Annotated in this window: 20 protein-coding genes; 14 read left to right on the top strand and 6 right to left on the bottom strand. The window is 74.3% G+C overall.

Annotated features, from left to right (window positions below; genetic code table 11):
* The first annotated feature begins 30 nt into the window (after window positions 1-30).
* Genes hypF through AB0I21_RS41045 form a run of 11 tightly spaced genes read left to right on the top strand, consistent with a single transcriptional unit; the run spans window position 31 to window position 10,142 of the window.
* A complete protein-coding gene (hypF, locus tag AB0I21_RS41095; RefSeq protein ID WP_360569093.1) occupies window positions 31-2,358 on the top strand; it encodes a carbamoyltransferase HypF in 2,328 nt (775 codons plus the stop codon).
* A gap of 5 nt (window positions 2,359-2,363) precedes the next feature.
* Complete coding sequence (locus tag AB0I21_RS41090; RefSeq protein WP_360569092.1) at window positions 2,364-2,630, top strand: HypC/HybG/HupF family hydrogenase formation chaperone; 267 nt, start codon at window positions 2,364-2,366, stop codon at window positions 2,628-2,630.
* A complete protein-coding gene (gene hypD, locus AB0I21_RS41085; protein ID WP_360569091.1) occupies window positions 2,627-3,739 on the top strand; it encodes a hydrogenase formation protein HypD in 1,113 nt (370 codons plus the stop codon). Before AB0I21_RS41090 ends, hypD begins: the two co-directional genes overlap by 4 nt.
* Window positions 3,736-4,833, top strand: a complete 1,098-nt coding sequence (gene hypE / locus AB0I21_RS41080; RefSeq protein ID WP_360569090.1) for a hydrogenase expression/formation protein HypE — start codon at window positions 3,736-3,738, stop codon at window positions 4,831-4,833. The genes hypD and hypE overlap by 4 nt, the downstream gene beginning before the upstream one ends.
* Window positions 4,834-4,868: 35 nt before the next feature.
* Window positions 4,869-6,002 (top strand): 4Fe-4S dicluster domain-containing protein, encoded by a 1,134-nt coding sequence (locus tag AB0I21_RS41075; protein WP_360569089.1) that lies wholly within the window; start codon window positions 4,869-4,871, stop codon window positions 6,000-6,002.
* The gene (locus tag AB0I21_RS41070) at window positions 5,999-6,460 is read left to right on the top strand and encodes a cyclic nucleotide-binding domain-containing protein (protein WP_360569088.1); all 462 of its coding nucleotides are present in this window, start codon (window positions 5,999-6,001) and stop codon (window positions 6,458-6,460) included. The genes AB0I21_RS41075 and AB0I21_RS41070 overlap by 4 nt, the downstream gene beginning before the upstream one ends.
* Window positions 6,457-7,269 carry an FAD/NAD(P)-binding protein gene (locus AB0I21_RS41065; protein WP_360569087.1) on the top strand — a complete coding sequence of 271 codons (813 nt, stop codon included), beginning with the start codon at window positions 6,457-6,459 and terminating at the stop codon, window positions 7,267-7,269. The genes AB0I21_RS41070 and AB0I21_RS41065 overlap by 4 nt, the downstream gene beginning before the upstream one ends.
* A complete protein-coding gene (locus AB0I21_RS41060; RefSeq protein ID WP_360569086.1) occupies window positions 7,269-8,051 on the top strand; it encodes an oxidoreductase in 783 nt (260 codons plus the stop codon). The genes AB0I21_RS41065 and AB0I21_RS41060 overlap by 1 nt, the downstream gene beginning before the upstream one ends.
* Window positions 8,048-9,349, top strand: a complete 1,302-nt coding sequence (locus tag AB0I21_RS41055) for a Ni/Fe hydrogenase subunit alpha (RefSeq protein WP_360569085.1) — start codon at window positions 8,048-8,050, stop codon at window positions 9,347-9,349. The genes AB0I21_RS41060 and AB0I21_RS41055 overlap by 4 nt, the downstream gene beginning before the upstream one ends.
* Window positions 9,346-9,873 (top strand): hydrogenase maturation protease, encoded by a 528-nt coding sequence (locus AB0I21_RS41050; RefSeq protein WP_360569084.1) that lies wholly within the window; start codon window positions 9,346-9,348, stop codon window positions 9,871-9,873. Before AB0I21_RS41055 ends, AB0I21_RS41050 begins: the two co-directional genes overlap by 4 nt.
* A 59-nt stretch (window positions 9,874-9,932) precedes the next feature.
* Window positions 9,933-10,142, top strand: coding sequence for a hypothetical protein (locus AB0I21_RS41045; RefSeq protein ID WP_360569083.1), 210 nt, complete (start codon window positions 9,933-9,935; stop codon window positions 10,140-10,142).
* A 70-nt stretch (window positions 10,143-10,212) separates the two neighbouring features.
* Here the strand turns inward: AB0I21_RS41045 and AB0I21_RS41040 are convergent, their stop codons facing one another.
* From AB0I21_RS41040 to AB0I21_RS41020, 5 genes are all read right to left on the bottom strand, one after another.
* A complete protein-coding gene (locus tag AB0I21_RS41040; protein ID WP_360569082.1) occupies window positions 10,213-11,058 on the bottom strand; it encodes a universal stress protein in 846 nt (281 codons plus the stop codon).
* A gap of 126 nt (window positions 11,059-11,184) precedes the next feature.
* Window positions 11,185-12,342 carry a cation:proton antiporter gene (locus AB0I21_RS41035; protein ID WP_360569081.1) on the bottom strand — a complete coding sequence of 386 codons (1,158 nt, stop codon included), beginning with the start codon at window positions 12,340-12,342 and terminating at the stop codon, window positions 11,185-11,187.
* A 312-nt stretch (window positions 12,343-12,654) separates the two neighbouring features.
* Window positions 12,655-13,389: a hypothetical protein gene (locus AB0I21_RS41030; protein ID WP_360569080.1), complete on the bottom strand. Its 735-nt coding sequence runs from the start codon at window positions 13,387-13,389 to the stop codon at window positions 12,655-12,657.
* A 163-nt stretch (window positions 13,390-13,552) separates the two neighbouring features.
* Window positions 13,553-14,017, bottom strand: coding sequence for an FMN-binding protein (locus tag AB0I21_RS41025; RefSeq protein WP_360569079.1), 465 nt, complete (start codon window positions 14,015-14,017; stop codon window positions 13,553-13,555).
* Window positions 14,018-14,029: 12 nt separating this feature from the next.
* Window positions 14,030-14,422, bottom strand: a complete 393-nt coding sequence (locus tag AB0I21_RS41020) for a hypothetical protein (protein WP_360569078.1) — start codon at window positions 14,420-14,422, stop codon at window positions 14,030-14,032.
* A gap of 274 nt (window positions 14,423-14,696) precedes the next feature.
* Here AB0I21_RS41020 and AB0I21_RS41015 point away from each other — a divergent pair, with 274 nt between their 5' ends.
* The 3 genes from AB0I21_RS41015 (at window position 14,697) to AB0I21_RS41005 (ending at window position 18,884) form a co-directional block, all read left to right on the top strand.
* Entirely contained in the window at window positions 14,697-15,206 is a 510-nt protein-coding gene (locus AB0I21_RS41015) for a response regulator transcription factor (RefSeq protein ID WP_360569077.1), read from the top strand.
* Entirely contained in the window at window positions 15,203-16,444 is a 1,242-nt protein-coding gene (locus AB0I21_RS41010; protein ID WP_360569076.1) for an ATP-binding protein, read from the top strand. Before AB0I21_RS41015 ends, AB0I21_RS41010 begins: the two co-directional genes overlap by 4 nt.
* Before the next feature lie 118 nt (window positions 16,445-16,562).
* Window positions 16,563-18,884, top strand: a complete 2,322-nt coding sequence (locus tag AB0I21_RS41005) for a heavy metal translocating P-type ATPase (RefSeq protein WP_360569075.1) — start codon at window positions 16,563-16,565, stop codon at window positions 18,882-18,884.
* 12 nt (window positions 18,885-18,896) lie between these two features.
* Here AB0I21_RS41005 and AB0I21_RS41000 read toward each other — a convergent pair whose 3' ends face one another.
* Window positions 18,897-19,712 carry a polysaccharide deacetylase family protein gene (locus AB0I21_RS41000; RefSeq protein ID WP_360569074.1) on the bottom strand — a complete coding sequence of 272 codons (816 nt, stop codon included), beginning with the start codon at window positions 19,710-19,712 and terminating at the stop codon, window positions 18,897-18,899.
* Between the last annotated feature and the right edge of the window lie 275 nt (window positions 19,713-19,987).

Raw genomic sequence — 19,987 nt, 5'->3', positions numbered from 1 at the left:
GATGCGCGCGCGAGGACGAGACTTGAACTCGTGCAGACGGTCGCGACGCGGGTGGCGCGCCGTATCGAGGTCCGTGGGACGGTGCAGGGCGTCGGCTTCCGGCCGTTCCTCTACCGGCTGGCCCGCGGGCTGGGCCTGGACGGCTGTGTCCGCAACGACGGCGGCGTCGTGGTGGTCGAGGCCGCCGGCCCTGCCGAGGCGTTGCACGCGCTCGTCGCCCGGCTGCGGACCGAGGCGCCCGTCCAGGCCCGCGTCGCCGACGTGCGGGTGAGTGAGCTGGACGGCCGCGCGCCGGCACCCGGCGCCGGCTTCCGGGTCGGCCTGTCGATCCGCCCGCGCCCGGCCGGTGCCGCGCCCGGCCGGATACCGCCGGACCTCGGCACCTGCGACCGTTGCCTGGCGGAGCTGTTCGATCCCGGCGACCGGCGATACCGCTATCCGTTCGTCAACTGCACCGACTGCGGTCCCCGGGCGACGATCGTCGACGCCCTGCCGTACGACCGGGCACGCACGAGCATGCGGGAGTTTCCGATGTGCGCGGGCTGCGCGGCGCAGTACGCCGATCCGGCGGACCGGCGCTTCCACGCCGAACCGATCGCCTGCCCGGCCTGCGGCCCGCGGCTGGCATGGCACGGCGCGGGCGACGCGGTCGCGGCCGCCCACGGCGACGACGCGCTCGCCGCGGCGGAGCACCTCATCCGCCGCGGCGGTGTCGTCGCGCTCAAGGGACTCGGCGGCTATCAGCTCGTCTGCGACGCGACCGACGGGACCGCCGTCGCCCGGCTGCGCGAGCGCAAGCATCGCCCGGCCAAACCCTTCGCCGTGATGGTGGACGGCGTGGCGACGGCGCGGCGGCTGGCCCGGGTCGGCGCGGCGGAGGCGGCGCTGCTGACCTCGCCGGCGCGCCCGGTCGTGCTGCTGGCCCCGCTGGCGGACGGCCGCGTGGCGGACGCCGTGGCGCCCGGCGTCCCGCGGCTCGGGCTGTTCCTGCCCACCACGCCGCTGCACCATCTGCTGCTCGCCGATCTGGCCCGCCCGCTGGTGGTCACCAGCGGCAACGTCTCCGACGAGCCGATCGTGGTCGACGACGACGAGGCCCGGCGGCGGCTGGCCGGGATCGCCGACGGCTTCCTCGGCCACGACCGGGCGATCCGGTCCCGGTACGACGACTCGGTGACCCGCGTCGTCGCCGGCCGGGCGTCGCTCGTGCGGCGCGCCCGCGGCTACGCACCCGAGCCGATCGCCCTGCCGGTGCCCGCGCGGCCGCCGCTGCTGGCCGTCGGCGCTCAGCTCAAGCACACGTTCACGCTCGCCGACGGCGGCACCGCGTTCGTCGGCCCGCACACCGGCGACCTGGAACAGCAGGCCACGATGGAGGCGTTCACGGCGAACCTCGCGCAACTGTCCCGCGTCGTGGGCGTCACGCCGGACGTCGTCGCGCACGACCTGCATCCGGGGTACCTGTCGACGCAGTACGCCGCGGCGCTGCCGGTCGGGCGGCGGATCGCGGTGCAGCATCATCACGCGCACGTCGCGTCGTGCGCGGCGGAGCACGGTGTGACCGGCCGGTTCATCGGCGTGGCGTACGACGGGCTGGGGCTCGGCGACGACGGCACCCTGTGGGGCGGCGAGGTGTTCGTCGCCGACCTTGCCTCGTGCCGGCGGGTGGCACGGTTTGCCCGGGCGCCGTTGCCCGGCGGTGAAGCCGCGGTGCGGCGCCCGGCCCGGATGGCGCTCGGCTATCTGTTCGGCTCCGAACTGCCCGACGAGCGTGTGCCGCGCGCAGCCGAGGCGTTCCTGCGCCGGTTGCCCGACCGCGAGGTCGCCACCGTGCGCCGGATGGTCGAGCGCGGCGTCAACTGCCCGGTCGCGTCGAGCGCGGGCAGGCTCTTCGACGCCGTCGCGGCGCTGCTCGGCGTGCGCGACGACGCGACCTACGAAGGGGAGGCGGCGGTCGCGCTGGAGGCGCTCGCGGCCGGCTTCGCGGGCGCGCCCGAACTGCCGTGGCGGCTGACGGCACGGGACGGCCTGGTGGTGTACGACCCCACGCCGACCCTGCTGGCACTGCTGGAGGCGGTGCGGGACGGCGCCGGCGCGGGGCCGCTCGCCGCCGGGTTCCACGCCACGATCGCCGCCGTGACCGTCGCCCTGTGCGCCGACGTCGCCGCGCGGCACGGGCTACGGACCGTCTGCCTGTCCGGCGGGGTCATGCAGAACCAGCTCCTGGTGGAGACCGTCGTCGCAGGACTGGCGGAGGCGGGGCTGGAGCCACTGGTCAACGAGCTGGTGCCGGGCAACGACGGCGGGATCAGCTACGGCCAGGCGGCGGTCGCCGCCGCCCGGCTGCGGAAGGGGTGAGCCGGATGTGTCTGGGCATTCCGGGCCGGATCGGGTCGGTCGACGACGCGAGCGGCCTGCACATGGGCACGGTCGACTTCGGCGGCGTGGAACGCGAGGTCTGCCTCGCCTACGTCCCCGAGGCGCAGGCCGGCGACTACGTGATCGTGCACGTCGGATTCGCCATCAGCACCGTGGACGAGGCCGAGGCGCGGCGGACCCTGGAGGTCCTGGAGGCGATGGGCGACGTCCTGGAGCAGGAGCTCGCCGGCGGACCGGGGGCGGCGCCATGAGGTACGTCGACGAGTACCGCGACCCGGCCCTCGCCCGGCGCCTGTTCGCCGAGATCCGCGCGGCGGCCACCCGGCCGTGGACGCTGATGGAGGTGTGTGGCGGCCAGACCCACACCATCGTGCGGCAGGGCATCGACGAGCTCCTGCCGGCAGGGCTGCGGATGATCCACGGGCCGGGGTGCCCGGTCTGCGTGACACCGCTGGAGCTCATCGACAAGGCCCTGGAGATCGCCGGGCGGGACGAGGTCGTCTTCACGTCGTACGGCGACATGCTGCGCGTGCCGGGCAGCCGGACCGACCTGCTGTCGCTGCGGGCCCGCGGCGCCGACGTCCGTGTGGTCTACTCGCCGCTCGACGCGGTCCGGATCGCCGCCGACCGTCCCGACCGTGAGGTCGTGTTCTTCGCCGTGGGCTTCGAGACGACCGCCCCGGCCAACGCCATGGCCGTGCTGCGGGCCCACCAGCTCGGGCTGCCCAACTTCAGCATGCTGGTCAGCCATGTGCTGGTGCCGCCCGCGATGACCGCGATCCTCGACGCGCCGGACTGCGAGGTCCAGGCGTTCCTCGCCGCCGGGCACGTCTGCGCGGTGATGGGCTGGACGCAGTACGAGCCGATCGCCGCCCGCTACGGGGTCCCGATCGTGGTGACCGGATTCGAGCCGCTCGACCTCCTCGAAGGCATCCTGATGGCCGTCCGGCAACTCGAGGACGGCCGCGCGGCGGTGGAGAACCAGTACGCCCGCGCGGTGCGCCGCTCGGGCAACACCCAGGCGCAGGACGCGATCCGGCGCGTGTTCCGCATCGGCGACCGCGCCTGGCGTGGCATCGGCACCATCCCGGGCAGCGGCCTGATGCTCACCGACGAGTTCGCCGGATACGACGCCGAGCCGCGCTTCGCCGTCGCCGGCCTGAGCGCCCGGGAGCACCCCGCCTGCATCGCCGGCGACATCCTCAGGGGCACGCGCGTGCCGACCGACTGCGCGGCCTACGGGACCCTCTGCACCCCACGTACGCCGCTCGGCGCGCCGATGGTGTCGACCGAAGGGACGTGTGCCGCCTTCTACAACGCGGGGCGCGTGCGCCCGGCGGTCACGGCGGGACCGCGATGACCGCCGCCGACCCGTCCGGCGGTGGGGCGGCGATGACCGCCGCCGACCCGTCCCGCGGCGGGTGCCCGGTGCCGCTCGCCGAGACCGAGAAGGTGCTGCTCGGCCACGGCAGCGGCGGCCAGCTGTCCGCGGAGCTGCTGCGCGACGTCGTGGTGCCGGCACTCGGCGCCGCCGCCGCCGAGACCGTGCCTGAGGACGCCGCCGTGGTCCGTGTCGACGGCCTGGACCTCGTCGTGAGCACCGATGCGTTCGTGGTCAGCCCCCTGTTCTTCCCCGGCGGTGACATCGGCGTGCTGGCGGTGCACGGCACCGTCAACGACGTGGCGATGATGGGTGCGACGCCGCTGGCGCTCGCGGTGGCGTACGTCATCGAGGAGGGATTCCCGGTCGCCGATCTCCGGCGGGTCACCGCGTCGGTCGGCGCCGCCGCGGCCGCCGCCGGGGTGCCGGTCGTCACCGGCGACACGAAGGTGGTCGGGCGCGGTGCGGCCGACGGCCTGTTCGTGACCACGACCGGGCTCGGCCGCCGGCTGCCCGGCGCCCGGGTTTCGGCGGCGCTCGCGCGTCCCGGGGACGCGGTGCTGCTGTCCGGGCCGATCGGCGCGCACGGCACGACCATCCTGAGCACGCGCGAGGCGCTCGGGTTCGAGGCCGACCTCGCCTCCGACACCCGCCCGCTGCACCGGCTCGTCGCGGCGATGGTGGCCGGGGCCGGGCAGGCGGTCCACGTCATGCGTGACCCGACCCGGGGCGGGGTGGCCTCGACGCTCAACGAGATCGCCGCCGCGGCGGGGGTGGGAATCGAGATCGACGAGGCGGCGGTCGCGGTGCCGGCGCCGGTGGCGTCGGCGTGTGAGCTGCTCGGCCTGGATCCGCTGCACGTGGCCAACGAGGGTTGCCTGGTGGCGGTGGTGGCGCCGGAGTCCGCCGAGGCTCTGCTGGCCACGATGCGGGCGACGCCGGAGGGGCGGGACGCGGTCCGGCTCGGGTCGGTGGTGGGGGAGCACCCCGGGCGGGTGGTCATGCGCACCCTCATGGGCGGCCGCCGCGTCGTCGACATGCTCGTCGGCGAGCAACTGCCCCGGATCTGCTGACATCGGGGTGAAACGGCCTTGACGGGGTAGTGCTGGTGACCAGCTCAGTTGTGGAGGCGCGCTCGATGGCCCCGGTGGTGTTGTCCCGGCTCGACGACCTCCTCGCCGCCCTGCGACAGGACGGACGCACCGTCATCGGCCCGACGGTGCGCGGACCCGCGATCGTGCTCACCGAGATCGCCGGTGCGGCGGACCTGCCGTACGGCCGGCGGACCGAGGTCGAGGCAGGCATCTACCGGCTGCTGCCCGGCGACGAGCGGCTCGCGTTCACGCACACGTCCGGGCCGCAGTCGTGGAAGCAGGTCCTCCATCCACCCCGGCAGCGGCTGTGGTCGGCCGACCGATCCGCGGACGGCTTCACGGTCACCGACGAACCCGAGCCGCCGCGGCGGCTGGCACTGTTCGGCGTCCGCCCGTGCGACCTGCGCGCGATCGGCGTGCTCGACCACGTCCTGGGCGACGGCGGACGCTACGCCGCCCGCCGCGCCGAGGTGCTCATCGTCGCGGTCAACTGCACCGAGCCGGGCGGCGCGTGCTTCTGCGTGTCGGCGGGCGGCGGACCCGGCGCCGACACCGGCCACGACATCGCGCTGACCGAACGCCCCGACGGGACGTACCTGGCGAGCGGCGGCACGGCCGACGGCGAAGCGCTGCTCGCCCGTGTCCCGGCGACGCCGGCCTCCGCCGACGACATCAGCTCCGCGGAACGGGCGGTGGAGTCCGCCGCGACGCGGATGGGCCGGACTCTGCCCGAGGCCGACCTGCGCACGTTGCTGGCCGGTCACCGGGCGGACCCGCAGTGGGACGACGTGGCGCAGCGGTGCCTGACCTGCGGCAACTGCACGATGGTGTGCCCGACCTGCTTCTGCACCTCGGTCACCGACACGACGGACCTGACCGGTGACCACGCCGAGCGCTGGGAGTCCTGGGAGTCCTGCTTCGACCTGGAGTTCACCTCGCTGCACGGCGGGCCGGTGCGCGAGTCGAACGCCGGCCGCTACCGCCACTGGCTCACGCACAAGTTCGGCACCTGGCACGATCAGTTCGGCGAGTCGGGATGCGTGGGCTGCGGCCGCTGCATCGCCTGGTGTCCGGTCGGCATCGACGTCACCGCCGAACTGCACGCCCTCAACGCCCACCCGCCCACGCCGGCCGAGGACGCGCCATGACGACCACGCACGACCTGCTCGTCGGGCATCCGTTCCTCGCCGGGCTGCCGGCGGAGCACGTCGAGCGTCTCTCGCACTGGGCGTCCCCCGCGCCGTTCGGCGCCGGCATGCGGATCTTCGAGGAGAACGGCCGGGCCGACCGGTTCTGGCTCATCCACGACGGCTGCGTCCACCTCGACATCCGGGTGCCCGGCCGCGGCGACGCCGTCATCGAGACGATCGGTGCCGGCACGGTCCTCGGCTGGTCCTGGATGTTTCCGCCGTTCCGCTGGCACTTCGGCGCGGTCGCCGTCGACCAGGTGCGCAGCATCGCGATCGACGGCGCCGCGGCCCGTTCGCTGCTCGACGCCGACCCCGGCTTCGGCTACGAGCTGACCAAGCGGTTCATGGCCGTCGTCGTGGAGCGCATGCAGGCGACCAGGATCCGGCTGCTCGACCTGTACAAGGCACCCGCATGACCACGATGACCGCCGCCCGCTACCGGGTGACCGAGCGCCGGCGGGAGACCGGCGACACGGTCACCCTCGCGCTCGAACCGGTCGACGCGCCGCTGCCGGTGTTCCGGCCCGGCCAGTTCGCGATGCTGTACGCCTTCGGGGTGGGCGAGGTGCCGATCTCCGTCTCCGGCTACGGCACAGCCGGCCCGCTGCACACGATCCGGGCGGTCGGGGCCACCACCGGCGCCCTGTGCGGCGCCGGTCCGGGCGCGATGCTCGGCGTGCGCGGGCCGTTCGGCCGCGGCTGGGAGCTGCCCGCGCCCGCCGGTGCCGACCTGGTCGTCGTCGCCGGCGGGCTCGGGCTGGCCCCGCTGCGGCCGGTCGTCCTCCACGCGATGGCCGACCGGGACCGCTACCGGCGGGTGGCCGTGCTGATCGGTGCCAGGACTCCGGACGACCTGCTGTATCCCGGCGAGTACGAAGGCTGGCGGGCCGCCGGGCTCGACGTGTACACGACGGTGGACCGCGCCACCACCGAGTGGGACGGTCACGTCGGAGTGGTGACCGCGCTGTACGACCGGCTCGACCACCGGCTGGCCGCCACGGTCGCCTGCGTGTGCGGGCCCGAGATCATGATGCGGTTCGCCGCGCGGGGCCTGGTCGGCCTGGGCGTGCCCGCCGGCCAGGTGTGGCTGTCGCTGGAGCGCAACATGCAGTGCGGACTCGGCCACTGCGGCCACTGCCAGCTCGGCCCGCTGCTGGTCTGCCGCGACGGCCCGGTGGTCGCCTACGACCGGGCCGGCCCGCTGATGACGGTCAAGGAGCTGTGATGACTGTGACGGCACGGCCGAAACTCGCGGTGTGGAAGTTCGCGTCCTGCGACGGCTGCCAGCTCACCCTGCTCGACTGCGAGGACGAGCTGCTGCCGCTCAGCGAGCACGTCGACATCGCTCACTTCCTGGAGGCGTCCAGCGCGGTGGTGGAAGGCCCGTACGACGTCTCCCTCGTCGAGGGATCCGTCACCACCCAGGACGACGTCGAGCGGATCCACCGCATCCGGGAGCAGTCGGGGATGCTGATCACCATCGGCGCGTGCGCCAACGCCGGCGGCGTCCAGGCGTTGCGCAACTTCGCCGACGTCCAGGAGTTCCGCTCGGTCGTGTACGCCAGGCCGCAGTACGTGGCGACCCTGGCCGAGTCGACGCCGATCTCGGCCCACGTGCGGGTGGACCTGGAGCTGCCGGGGTGCCCGATCGACCGGCGCCAGCTCATCGGAGTGCTGACCGCCCTGCTGGCCGGCCGGCGTCCGGGCCTGCCCGTGCACAGCGTCTGCCAGGAGTGCAAGCTGCGCGGGACGACCTGCGTGACGGTGGCGCAGGGCATCCCGTGTCTGGGGCCGGTCACCCGGGCCGGCTGCGGCGCGCTCTGTCCCGCGTACGGCCGCGGCTGCTACGGCTGCTTCGGCCCGATGGCGAAGCCCAACACCGACGCCATGGTCGCCTCGCTGCGCAGCCTCGGCATGTCCCCGGCCGACGTGGCCCGCGTCTTCCGGACCTTCCACGCCGCCAAGCCGGAGTTCCGGGCCGCCGCCGAGCAGGGGGAGCGGCGATGAGCCACCGCAACGACCGATCGCTGCGCGTCGGTGCGCTCGCCCGGGTCGAGGGGGAGGGGGCGATGCACGTGCGGGTCGACGGGGCGACGGTGACCGACGTGCAGCTGCGCATCTACGAACCGCCCCGGTTCTTCGAGGCGTTCCTGCGCGGCCGCGGCCACCTCGAACCACCCGACATCACCGCCCGCATCTGCGGCATCTGCCCGGTGGCGTACCAGATGAGCGCCTGCCTGGCGATCGAGGACGCGTGCGGCGTGCGGGTCAGCGAGCCGGTCGCCGAGCTGCGCCGGCTGCTGTACTGCGGCGAGTGGGTCGCCAGCCACGCACTGCACGTGTACCTGCTGCACGCACCCGACTTCCTCGGCTACCCCGGCGTCGTCGAGATGGCCCGGAGCCACCGCGACGCCGTCGAACGCGGACTGGCCCTCAAGAAGGCCGGCAACGCCATCCTCGAACTCGTCGGCGGCCGCGCGATCCACCCGATCAACGTCCGCGTCGGCGGCTTCTACCACGCCCCGTCACCGGACGAGCTGCGCGCGCTCGCCCGCGACACCCTGCGACCGGCCCTCGATCACGCCCTTGCCACCGTCGACTGGGTCGCCGGCTTCCCGTTCCCGGACTTCACCGTCGACCACGAGCTGCTCGCGCTGACCGACCCGGACCGGTACCCGATAGACCGGGGAGAGCCGCGGACCTCGGCCGGCCGGTCGTTCCGGGTGCGCGACTTCGAACACCACATCGTCGAGACGCAGGCGGCGCACTCGACCGCCCTGCACGCGGGACTCGCCGGCGCCGGGAAGTACCTCACCGGACCCCTCGCCCGGTACACGCTCAACCACGCCGCGCTGTCCCCGCCGGCCCGCCGGGCCGCCACAGCGGCAGGCCTGGGGGAGCGCTGCGACAACCCGTTCCGCAGCATCGTCGTCCGCGCGGTGGAGATGGTCCACGCCCTCGACGAGGCGCTGCGCATCATCGAGGCGTACGAGCCTCCGGCACCGCCTCACCTGGCGGTGCCGCCGCGCGCCGGAATCGGATACGGCGCCACCGAAGCACCCCGCGGAACCCTCTTCCACCGCTACGAGCTCGACGCCGCCGGGACGGTCGTCAGCGCCCGGATCGTGCCGCCCACGGCACAGAACCAGCCGAGCATCGAGGACGATCTGCGCCGCTACGTGCAGGACCGCCTGGACCTCGACGACGAACGACTCACCTCCCAATGCGAGCAGGCGATCCGCAACTACGACCCGTGCATCTCGTGCGCCACCCACTTCCTGGACCTCACCGTGGAGCGCCGATGAACCCGCCGGTCGTCGTGATCGGGGTCGGCAACCCGTTCCGCCGCGACGACGGCGCCGGCCCGGCGGTCATCGAGCGGCTCAGGCTCGCCGGCCTGCCCGGGGCCGACCTGGCCGAGAGCGACGGCGAGCCCAGCTCGCTCATCATGCTGTGGGAAGGGCGCCAGAACGCCGTCGTCGTCGACGCGGTCCACACGCACCGCGCCGCGGCCGGGCATGTCCACCGCCGGCTCATGGCCCACCGCCCGACCGGGCCAGGAGGCCGGGCCGGCTCGCACGCCATGGACCTCGGCGACGCCGTGGCCCTGGCCCGGGAGCTCGACCGGCTTCCCGACCGCATGCTGCTGCTCGGCATCGAGGCGGCGGACACCGGCTACGGCGTCGGCCTGACCCCCGCCGTGGCGAGGGCCGTCGACCGCGTGGTCGAGCACGTCGCCGCCGCGGTCCACGAACTGCGGCCGGAGGTCGCGCCGTCCCGGGACCATCGGCCTGAACCGGCGCACGGAACCCGGGAAGGCTTGAGGTGAGCTCGGGAAGCGAAGGATCGGGCAGAGCGAGGACGGAGGCGAGTGCGATGACCGCGACAATGATCGAGGCGACGACAGCGCGGAAGGCGCGTCCGGCACCAGCACACACGTGGCCGCCGACCACCGACACCGGCGACGTGATGCTGCGACTGTGCCGCGCGGAACGGCGTGTCGAGGCGCTGGCGCGCGCGGTCCGGCTGCTGTGCGGCGAAGACACGACACCCGCCCGGCGGCAGGCCGCCGAGCTGCTCGACGAGCTGAGGCTGTAGGCGTCGGCCCGCCGCGGGACCCGACGGGCGCCGGGCGTTCTGCCCGGCGCTCACGGCTGTGCGGCGTGCGTCAGCGGCGGGCGACGAGGACCGGGGCCGAGGCGTGGTCGAGCACCTGCTGGGTCACCGAGCCGAGCCTGAGGTCGTCGAAGCCGCCGGTTCCGCGGGGACCGAGGACGATCATGAGCGCGTCGCGGCCCGCGTCGAGCAGCGCCGCGGCCGGCGCCGCCTGGACGGTGCGGAGCTCGACCGGCACGGTCGGGTACTTCGCCCGCCACGGTGCCAACTCGGCGGCCAGCGCGTCGTGGGCCGTGGTGGCGCACCGGGTGAGGTCCGTGGCACGGCCCCACCGGTGGGCGGGCTCCTGCCAGGCGCGCACCGCGATCAGTGGCACCCCGCGCGACATCGCCTCCGCGAACGCCAGCTCCACCCCGACCTCGGCGTGTGCCGAGCCGTCGGCGCCGACGACGATCGGCTGATGCTGCGGCAGCGGCACCTCCGGGCCGGCCCACCGCTCCGCGTGGTGCACGACGAGCACGGGACAGCCCGCGTGCGCGGCCAGCTGCAGCCCGACGGAGCCGATCCGCAACGAGTGGAAGCCGCCCGTCCCTCGGCTGCCCACCACGACGAGCGCGGCGGATCGCGACTGGTCGACGAGCACACGGGCCGGGCTGCCGCGCCACGTGAACGTGGTGACGAGCAGGCCGGGTTGCCAGTTGCGGGCCTCGACCGCGGCGTGCAGTGCGACCTCGTGCTCGTCGGCCGCCGGTTCGAACGCGTCCGGAACGGCGATCACGTGGGTGACCCGGAGCAGTTGCCCGTGACGCATCGCCTCGTCCACGGCCCAGCGGACCGCGCCGAAGCTGGCCGGTGAGCCGTCGACACCCACGATCACCGGTCGAGGATTGGCGGTCATGACCCTCTCCCGTTGTCGGCGGATCCGCCCCTACCCTCACCGTGCCGCGGCATGCGCCGCGCAGCAGTGGAATTCGGCCCGCTCCTGGACCGTCAGCGCCGGTCGAAGCGCTCGCGGCGGGCCACCTCATCCGGTAGGGCCGGGCCGGGGCGCTGGAGCCGGTCCGGCCCGTGCAGCCAGGACTGCCGCGGCGGTCGCGACGGCGATGGTGATGAGCGCGCCCAGGATCAGCGCGGCGGGTTCGCCGTCGGCCAGCAAGTGCTCCTGTGTGCCGAGGGTCGCCGCGGCGACGGGCACACCGACCTGGGCGGTGGCGAGGCCGGCCAAAGAGGCGGGTTGCCCGGTTGTCCGTGCGACGAGATGTGTCAGTGTCGCGCCGACACCGAGAGCGATGCCGAGCCCGATCAGCGCCGGCCGGTGGCCGAGGGCGGCGAGGTCGAGCGACGCGCCGAGCCAGACGAAGAACACCGGGCCGATGAACCCCTCGGTGACCGCGAACAGTTGGCGGGCGAGCCGGCGCGGCTCACCGACGGCGGCCACGGCGAGTCCGAAGCCGAACCCGGCGAGCATGACCGAGACCCGGGTCGCCTGCGCCACCGCGCCGAGGCCGAACAGCAGCGCCAGATTGAGTCGCAGTTCCAGCGCGAACTTGCGCCGCGCGGACAGGCGGTGGATCGCCTTGCGCCACCCCTTGCGCTCCACCAGCCGCAGCACGGCGAACAGCCCGATCGTGCAGATGATGAGCACGGCCGCGCCGGGCGCGGACCGACCGGCACGCGCCGGATCGATCGCGAGTGGCAGCGCGATGATGCAGACGGCATCGGCGAGCGCGACCTGAGGCAGCAACTGCAGAATCGGCAGCCCGGTCAGATGCATCGCATCGATGATCGGCAGGACCAGCGCAGCCGAGGACGACGCGAGAAGCACCACGTAGAGGGCGATGTGTCCGGTGTCGAACGCGCGGGCGATCACGAACGCGACGGGAACCGCCGCCGCGGCGACCAGCACCGCGCGCAGTGCCCCCAGCGGCAGTGCCGTCCGCAACGCCGGATCGCGGACCGGCACGTGCGAACCCGCGACGAACATGACCAGCGCGAAGCCTATGTTGGCAAGGAATGTGAACAACGCGTCGTCGGCGTGCAGCACACCCGCTCCCGACGGGCCGAGCGCCACCCCTGCCAGCAACTCTCCGACGACGACGGGCGGTCCCCAACGCCGGGACAGCGCCAGCAGCGGACCGGCCAGCCCGGCCACGCAGATCAGCGCCAACAGACCGAGGCTCATCCCGGATCCCCCGGTGCGGAGGGGCCGTCACCACCGCCGGGCGTCCCTGCAGGCGCCGGCGGAATGCCCGCACCGCCCACACCCGTCGCCGTCACGTGCCGCCGTGCCGCCGGCCGATCCGCCAGACCGATCGACATGTTCATGGCGCCGACCTCCCGGCTGTGCACCTTCGCGTCCGCTTCCCCGACCCCACCCCGCCACCGGCACCCCTCGCCGAACCTGTCGCGGATCCGCCGCAGGGAAGCGGTCTTCCACCCCCACCATGCCGCAGCATGCGTCCAGCGGCAGGGCATTCGGCCCGTTCCTGGATTGTCAGCGCCAGTCGAAGTGCTCGCGGTGGATGTTGCGGTTCGGGATGCCGGCTTCGCGGAACCGGCGCACGAACGCGCCGACCATGCCGGCGGGGCCGCACAGGAACACCGACACCGCTCGCGGGTCGTCGTGTCCGGCGGCGGCGAGGACCTCGTCGGGGGTGAGGTAGCCGCGGGCGCCGCTGTCGTGCAGGTGCACCCGGACGTTGTGCGTGCGGGCGACGGCGGTGATCTCGTCGGCGAACGGGGCCGCGCCCTCCGTGCTGTAGAACAGGTCGACCCGGGTCGCGGAAGGGAACCGGTCGAGGGCCCGTATCCAGCTGAGGAACGGGGTGATGCCGATGCCGCCGGCGATCCAGATCTGCTGGTCGGTGCCGCGGGCACCGGTCGGCGGCCCGTGGTGACCGGAGGAGAACATGATGTGCGGGACGAGGAGCAGCAGCCCGGTGATCGACAGGCGACGGTGCCAGATCGCCGTCTTGTCGATCCCGTCGAACCAGGCCTCGACCGCGGGCAACACCGAGATCAGCACGATCGCGACCGACATGAGCAGGACCGCTTCGGCGCCGGCGAGCTGCCCCGCGAACGACAGCCACCCGCCGTCGGACGGACCGACGATGATCCAGGCCGCGGCGTACCCGCCGGCCAGCGCCCACACACTGGCCGGGCCGAGTCGTCGCGCCGGGGGCAGCACCGACCGCACCGATGCGGTGACCGGCCGGGCGAGCAGCGTCACCCCATCACCATCCCACCGTCTACGACGACCGGCGCGAGATCCGGCAAAGCCGGCGGACCCGTCCCGCCGGCGACGGTCGCGGCGCGCCGCACGGGTCACAGCGGCATCATGCTGACCCGGTTTCCTCACTGGCCGGCGATCCACGGCGTGATGCGGTGCCGGTTCAAGAGCCGAAGTGGGCGGCGTCGAGCGCGGCCTGCAGGGAGCGGCGGTAGCCGTCGCTGGTGACGGTGGCGCCGGACACCGAGTCGATGTCGGCGCTCTGCGCCCGCAGGACCGCGTCACGCAGCGCCGGCACCGCAAACGAGTTGATCTCCCGGTCGCGCCGGTTGCCGCTGGGCACCTGCAGCGCCACCACGTCGGTGATCCGGCCGCCGGAGATGGTCACCCGCACCTGCACCGGCCCCCACCGGGTCTGCGAGACGGTGCCGTTGACGACCGTGGAGCCCGGCGGGGCGGAGGAGCCGGTCGACGCCCCGGGTGCTGGGCCGCCGGGCACCACGCCCGGCGCCGCGCCGACGGGGCCAGGCATGTTCGGTGCCGTCGCACCCATCGTGCTGGTGCGGTAGCTGAACAGCAACACGACCGCCGCCACCGTGGACATCAGCCACAGCGTGATCCGCCTCATCCGTGCTCTCCCCTACCAGCTGAATCGCTCGGTGTGCAGGCGCCGCGGGGGCACACCGGCCCGCAGGACCGCCGCCGCGGCGGCCGACATCCAGGCGTCCGGCCCGCAGACGTAGACGTGATGGTCGTGGAGTCCGGGCACCCATCGGGACAGCTGGTCGTCCCGGAACCCCGCCGGAACCCAGGAACCTTCCCGGGAGCGCGGCCCCACCAGGAATCCGACCCGGAGCCGCCCGGCGGCGACCGCCGCGTCGAGCTCGTCCTTGAACATGAGCAACACCTGGATCAGCAGCAGATCGGCGGAGATCAGGCCGGTGAGCCGACCGAGCGAGCTCAGCCCCGCCGCCGGACCGGCGAGGTCCTGCACGCCGCGGTCGTGCACCCAGAGCGCCAGGACCACGAGCATGCTGAGCAACGCCGCGGCGCCCACGACATCGGCCCACCAGGCGCGTGGCCCCGCACCACGCTCCCGCCGTCGTCCCGGCCGCGATCCGCCACCCGGCGCCGCCGGCAGCCACCACCGCGCGGGGTCATGCTGGGCGCCGGCTACGGGCCGGGTCGGAAGAACGCGAGGCACCGTGCCACTGTGTCGCGCTGTTCTTCGAGGATTCTTAGCCCATCGCGTGCCAAGCTTGGGCCCGTGCTCAACGCTCCCGCGCCGCCCAGGCTGCTGCTGGATCGTGCTCGACCGGCGGCTCCCGGCGATCGAAGGACTGGACCTGCTGCGCCGGTTGCGAGGGCGCGGCGTCACCACGGCGGCGCTCGTGCTCACCGCCAGGGGCACGGTCGCCGACCGGGTCGAGGGCCTCGACGCCGGGGCCGAGGACTACCTGACGAAGCCGTTCGACGCCGAGGAACTGCTGGCCCGGCTGCGGGCGCTGCGCCGCCGCCACCGCGAGCGGGCCGACCAGCTGCCGATCGGGCGCGGGTGGCTCGACGCGACGACCCGCCAGGTGCACGGCCAGTCGGGTGACGTGGTGGCGCTGTCGGACCGTGAGTGCGCGCTCCTGCGGACGCTCGCCGCGCGGCCGCATCAGGTGTTCAGCCGCGACGACCTGCGCACGCTCGTCTTCGACGCCGCCGAGAACCCGGGCGTCGTCGACACCTACGTGCACTACCTGCGCCGCAAGCTGGGCCGCCCGGTGGTCAGGACGGTGCGTGGGCTCGGCTACCAGCTCGGCTCCGCATGACGGGCAGACCCGAGGCGCGCCTGTTGCGCCGCGCCACCGCGGTGATCGCCGTGCAGGCCGCCGCCGCCGTCGCCGCGACCGTCGTCCTGGTCAGCGTGCTGGCGTTCTCGCTGACCATCCGCGCCGAGCACCGGGCCGAGGAGCGCACCGTCCGCGTGCAGACGCTTGCCGCCGATGCGGATCTGATCGGCACCGAAGGCGTGCTGCTGTTGCGCCGCGCACCTGACGGCACCGTCACGGCGAGCGGCGGCACACCGCCCGCCGTCGCCCGGATGGACGTCACCCGGCTGCGGCCCGGACGCGGCAACGCGACGGTCGGCGGCCGGCACTTCGAGGCGTACGCGGTGGACGGCGCCGACGGCAGCCGGACCGTCGGCCTGCTCGACGTCACCGCCCGCGAGGAGTCCGGCGAGCGCCTCATCGGATCCCTGCTGGTCGCCGGTCTGATCGGGATCGTCGCGGCCGCATCGGTCGGTGCCGTCCTCGGGCGGCGGGCGGTGCGCCCGCTGGCGCGCGCCCTCTCGCTGCAGCGACGCTTCGTGGCCGACGCCAGCCATGAGCTGCGCACCCCCTTGGCCGTGCTGCACACCCGCGCCCAGCTGCTGCAGCGGCGGCTCAACCGCGACGTCGACAGCGCGCGGGTACGCGCGGACGTGGCCGAGCTGGTGGCCGACACCCACGCGCTCGGCGAGGTGGTCGACGACCTGCTGCTGTCCGCGGAACTGTCGCACCGGCCCACCGGCGGCGTCGCGGTCGACGTCGCAGGCCTGGCGCGGGAGGTCGCCGCGTCCGTGGAGCCGCACGCCGGTGCGCATCACGTCACGTTGCGCACCGACATCGGTGCGGGGCCCCTGGACGTGACCGGGGTGCGGTCCTCGCTGCGCCGGGCCCTCGCGGCGCTGGTCGACAACGCCCTCGGCCACGTCAGCGCGGGAGGCACCGTCACGGTCAGCGTCGGTCGGGCGGACGACCGGGTCTGCCTGGCGGTCGTGGACGACGGCGTGGGGCTCGACCCGGCCCGGGCCACGCACCTGCTGGCCCGCTTCGCGCGCGGCGAGGATCCCGTCGACCGGCCGGGCCGCCGCTTCGGGCTCGGGCTGGCGCTGGTGCAGGAGGTCGTCGTCGCGCACGGCGGGCAGCTGCGCATCGACGGCAGCCCCGGGCACGGCGCCCGCTTCACGATGATCCTCCCCGCGGCCCCCGTCCCCGCCGGTCCCGCGGCGGCGGCCGGGGAGTAGGAGCGGTTCGGGACCTTCGGCCTTGGAACGGTGGCCGCGCCGCGTGGACCATGAAATGTGGTCGGCCCGCTGTGCCGACCGGCTCCTCAGGTGGATGGAAGGTGGACGGAGGACCGGGATGTCCGTTTGGCGCGGGTCGCGCATCGGCCGGCTGTGGGCCGTCCGGGAGGCCGTCCTGTTCTGCCTGGTGACGCTGCTGCTCATCGCCGGTGCGGTGGCCGCCGCCGTGGGTGCCGGCGGCTGGGCGTCCGCCCTGTGGACCGGTGCGGCGCTGGTCGGGCTGGCCTGGTCGACGGTCACCATCGCCGTCGCGCTGCTGCGCCGCCGGCCCTCGGTGGATGTCATCGCGTGGCTGGCGCTGGCGGGCGCTCTGCTGGTCGGCGAGCCGCTGGCGGGCGCGGTGATCGCCGTCATGCTGTTCACAGGAGGCGTGCTGGAGGCGCGCGCGTCGGCCCGGGCCCGCCGGGAGCTGGGCCGGCTGGCCGCCGGAGCGCCGCGGATCGCCCGCCGGGAAGGCCCGGACGGCGTGGCGGAGATCCCGGTGGACCGGGTCGTGGCCGGCGACCGGCTGCTGGTCGGTGCGGGCGAGCTCGTCCCGGTCGACGGCCGGCTGCTCGGCGACGGCGTGTTCGACGAGTCGGCGCTGTCCGGCGAGCCGCTACCGGTCGAGCGTCGCGCCGGCGACGACATCCGCAGCGGTGTCGTCAACGCCGGGCCGGCGGCGCGGATGCTGGCCACCGAGACCGCGGCCGCGTCGACCTACGCGGGCGTGGTGCGCCTGGTCGAGCAGGCCCAGGCCAGCAGCGCCCCCTTCGTCCGCCTCGCCGACCGGTTCGCGCTGGCCTTCGTACCCCTGACGCTGCTGGTGGCCGGGCTTGCCTGGGCGATCTCGGGTGAGGCGGTGCGGGCCGTGGCCGTGCTGGTCGTGGCGACGCCGTGCCCGCTGCTGCTGGCCGCCCCGATCGCGATCATGTCGGGGGTGTCCCGGGCGGCGCGGTACGGGGTGATCCTCAAGGGCGGTGCGGCGCTCGAGCGGCTGGCCGCCGGGCGGGTCCTGCTGTTCGACAAGACCGGCACGCTGACCCGTGGCCGGCCGGTCCTCTCCGCCGTGATCACAGGCCATGACCTGCCGGCCGACGAGGTCCTCCGGCTGGCCGCCGCGCTCGACCAGGCGTCGGCGCACGTGCTGGCCGCGCCCATCGTGACCGCGGCCCGCGAGCGCGGGGCCGGCCTGCCGACGGCGACGGACGTGCGGGAACGGCCCGGATTCGGCATCGAGGGAATGGTCGAGGGCCGTCCGGTACGCCTCGGCAAGGCGGCCTGGGTCGTCGACGGCGCCGCACCGGAGTGGGTGCGCCGGGCCCGCCGCCGGGCCGCGCTGGACGGGTCGCTGACCGTGTTCGCGGCGGTGGACGGCCGGCCCGCCGGGGTCCTGCTGCTCACCGACCCGCTGCGGCCCGACGCGCCGCGCATGATGCGGACGCTGCGCAACGCCGGCATCGAGCGCACCGTCCTGATCACCGGGGACCGGGCGGACATCGCCGAGACCGTCGGGCGGATCGCCGGAGTCGACGCCGTGTACGCCGACCGCGACCCCGCGGACAAGCTCGCCATCGTCCGCGCCGAACAGGCCGCCGCACCGACCGTCATGGTCGGCGACGGGGTGAACGACGCCCCGGCGCTGGCCGCCGCCGGTGTCGGCGTCGCGCTGGCGGCCCGCGGTGTCACGGCCGCCGCCGAGGCGGCCGACGTCATGCTCACCGCCGACCGCGTCGACGGTCTCGCCGACGCGATCCTCGTCGCCCGGCGCGCCCACCGCATCGCCCGCCGTTCGGCGGCGCTCGGCATGGCCCTGTCGCTGGCCGCGATGATCCCCGCCGCGGCCGGGCTGCTCACGCCGGTGGCGGGTGCGCTGTTGCAGGAGGTGATCGACGTCGCGGCCATCTGCCTGGCCCTGACGGTCCTGCTGCCGCAGCGTACGCACACCGTCACCATGCCGACCGCCGACCTCGCCGTGACCCGGCAGCTGTACGCGCAGCACACCGCCATCCGCCCGCTCGTCGAGCGGATCCGGGCCGTTGCCGACGACCTCTCCGTCACCGGAGGCGACCTCGGACCCGTCCGTGAGCTGGTCGACCGCCTCGAGACCGACCTGCTGCCGCACGAGCGGGCCGAGGAGGCGCAGCTGCTGCCGATCGTCGCGCGGGCGCTCGGCGGTCCCGACCCGATCGCGGCGCTCAGCCGTACCCACGCCGAGATCGAGCACCAGATCCGCCGGCTGCGCCGCATCCTGCCGGACAGCGCCGGCCGCGCCGAGCCGGAGGACGTGATCGACCTGCGGGCCGGCCTCTACGGTTTGTACGCCATCATGCAGCTGCACAACGCCCAGGAGGAGGAGAACGCGTTCAGCCTCATGCCGGCGGCGTCCGCCCCGACCTGAGCCGGCCGCTGGTCACAGTCCGGAGGCGGGCAGTCCCTCCAGCGTGAAGCGCTCCTGGAGCCAGGGCAGCAGGGTCCGGTACGCCGTGATGGTGTTCGGCTGGCCGTTGTCGTGGGACAGCACGATCGAGCCCGGGCGGGTGTGACCCTGCACGTGGCTCACCACGCGCGAGATGTGCGCCGACGCTCCGCTGTCGTGGGTGTGCTCCCAGTCGCGCGGATCCACGTCCCAGGAGATCGAGTCCATGCCCAGCGCGCGTGCCTTGGCCACGAGGGCGGGCGTGAAGTTGCCGCCGGGCGCGCGGAAGTACCGGATCGGCGCGTCCTGGCCGACCGCCGCGCGGATCATGTCGTTGGTGTGCTTGAGGTCCCAGTCGATGTAGGCGTCGTCGCGCTTGGCGAGGTTCAGCAGGTGCTGCCACGAGTGGTTGCACAGGGTGTGCCCGTCGGCGTAGATGGCCCGGACGAGGTCGGGCCGGTCACGGACCCGGAAACCGACCATGCAGAACGTGGCGTGGATGTGCCGCTCCCGCAGCATGTCCAGCAGCTTGGGGGTGTTGATCGGGTCCGGCCCGTCGTCGAAGGTCAGCGCGACCGCCGGGCTCCTCGTGGTGATGAACGCGCCGAAGCGCCCGTCGCCGTCGTGGAAGGTCGGGCTGGCCGAGGGCGACGCCGACGGCGTGGGGCTGGGCGAGGGCGCGGCGGCGACTGGCACCGCGGACACGGCCGGCGGCGGTTGCGCGGGCCGGTGCACCGGGACGCCGTCGCCGCCCAACGTGCCCAGCAGCAGGACCACGGCGGCCAGCAGGCCAGAGATCGTAGGACGCACGCCTACCAGACGGCCGAACACCGCGACAGGGTTGCAACCGGTGCCGGCCCGAGTCAAGCCGGCTGCGGGTGCGCGGCTCATGATCGCGGCACTCTTCCCATTCATCGACGAATGACTCTATGATGCTGATCAATTCATTGTGATCTCTGCTGGAGGTGGCAAATGCGGAAAATGACGATCCGCCACAAGAGTGCCGTTCGCCTGTTGTCCGGAGCGCGGCGGCTCTGGATGGAATGGTGCTGGTAAGAACCGGCCGGGCGGGCGCCTCCGAGCGC

This window comes from Dactylosporangium sp. NPDC050588 (assembly GCF_040654975.1).
GTDB classification, from domain to species: Bacteria; Actinomycetota; Actinomycetes; order Mycobacteriales; family Micromonosporaceae; genus Dactylosporangium; species Dactylosporangium maewongense.
This window is presented reverse-complemented; position numbering and strand designations above follow the sequence as displayed.

What these genes read in the sequence shown, in the direction of transcription:
- AB0I21_RS41090 (WP_360569092.1), top strand. Translation starts at nt 2,364, where the DNA reads ATGTGTCTGGGCATTCCGGGCCGGATCGGGTCGGTCGACGACGCGAGC.
- AB0I21_RS41070 (WP_360569088.1), top strand. Translation starts at nt 5,999, where the DNA reads ATGACGACCACGCACGACCTGCTCGTCGGGCATCCGTTCCTCGCCGGG.
- AB0I21_RS41040 (WP_360569082.1), bottom strand. Translation starts at nt 11,058, where the DNA reads ATGACCGCCAATCCTCGACCGGTGATCGTGGGTGTCGACGGCTCACCG.
- AB0I21_RS41035 (WP_360569081.1), bottom strand. Translation starts at nt 12,342, where the DNA reads ATGAGCCTCGGTCTGTTGGCGCTGATCTGCGTGGCCGGGCTGGCCGGT.
- AB0I21_RS41025 (WP_360569079.1), bottom strand. Translation starts at nt 14,017, where the DNA reads ATGAGGCGGATCACGCTGTGGCTGATGTCCACGGTGGCGGCGGTCGTG.
- AB0I21_RS41005 (WP_360569075.1), top strand. Translation starts at nt 16,563, where the DNA reads ATGTCCGTTTGGCGCGGGTCGCGCATCGGCCGGCTGTGGGCCGTCCGG.
- AB0I21_RS41060 (WP_360569086.1), top strand. Translation starts at nt 7,269, where the DNA reads ATGACTGTGACGGCACGGCCGAAACTCGCGGTGTGGAAGTTCGCGTCC.
- AB0I21_RS41055 (WP_360569085.1), top strand. Translation starts at nt 8,048, where the DNA reads ATGAGCCACCGCAACGACCGATCGCTGCGCGTCGGTGCGCTCGCCCGG.
- hypD (WP_360569091.1), top strand. Translation starts at nt 2,627, where the DNA reads ATGAGGTACGTCGACGAGTACCGCGACCCGGCCCTCGCCCGGCGCCTG.
- AB0I21_RS41010 (WP_360569076.1), top strand. Translation starts at nt 15,203, where the DNA reads ATGACGGGCAGACCCGAGGCGCGCCTGTTGCGCCGCGCCACCGCGGTG.
- AB0I21_RS41065 (WP_360569087.1), top strand. Translation starts at nt 6,457, where the DNA reads ATGACCACGATGACCGCCGCCCGCTACCGGGTGACCGAGCGCCGGCGG.
- AB0I21_RS41020 (WP_360569078.1), bottom strand. Translation starts at nt 14,422, where the DNA reads ATGCTCGTGGTCCTGGCGCTCTGGGTGCACGACCGCGGCGTGCAGGAC.
- AB0I21_RS41045 (WP_360569083.1), top strand. Translation starts at nt 9,933, where the DNA reads ATGATCGAGGCGACGACAGCGCGGAAGGCGCGTCCGGCACCAGCACAC.
- AB0I21_RS41050 (WP_360569084.1), top strand. Translation starts at nt 9,346, where the DNA reads ATGAACCCGCCGGTCGTCGTGATCGGGGTCGGCAACCCGTTCCGCCGC.
- hypE (WP_360569090.1), top strand. Translation starts at nt 3,736, where the DNA reads ATGACCGCCGCCGACCCGTCCGGCGGTGGGGCGGCGATGACCGCCGCC.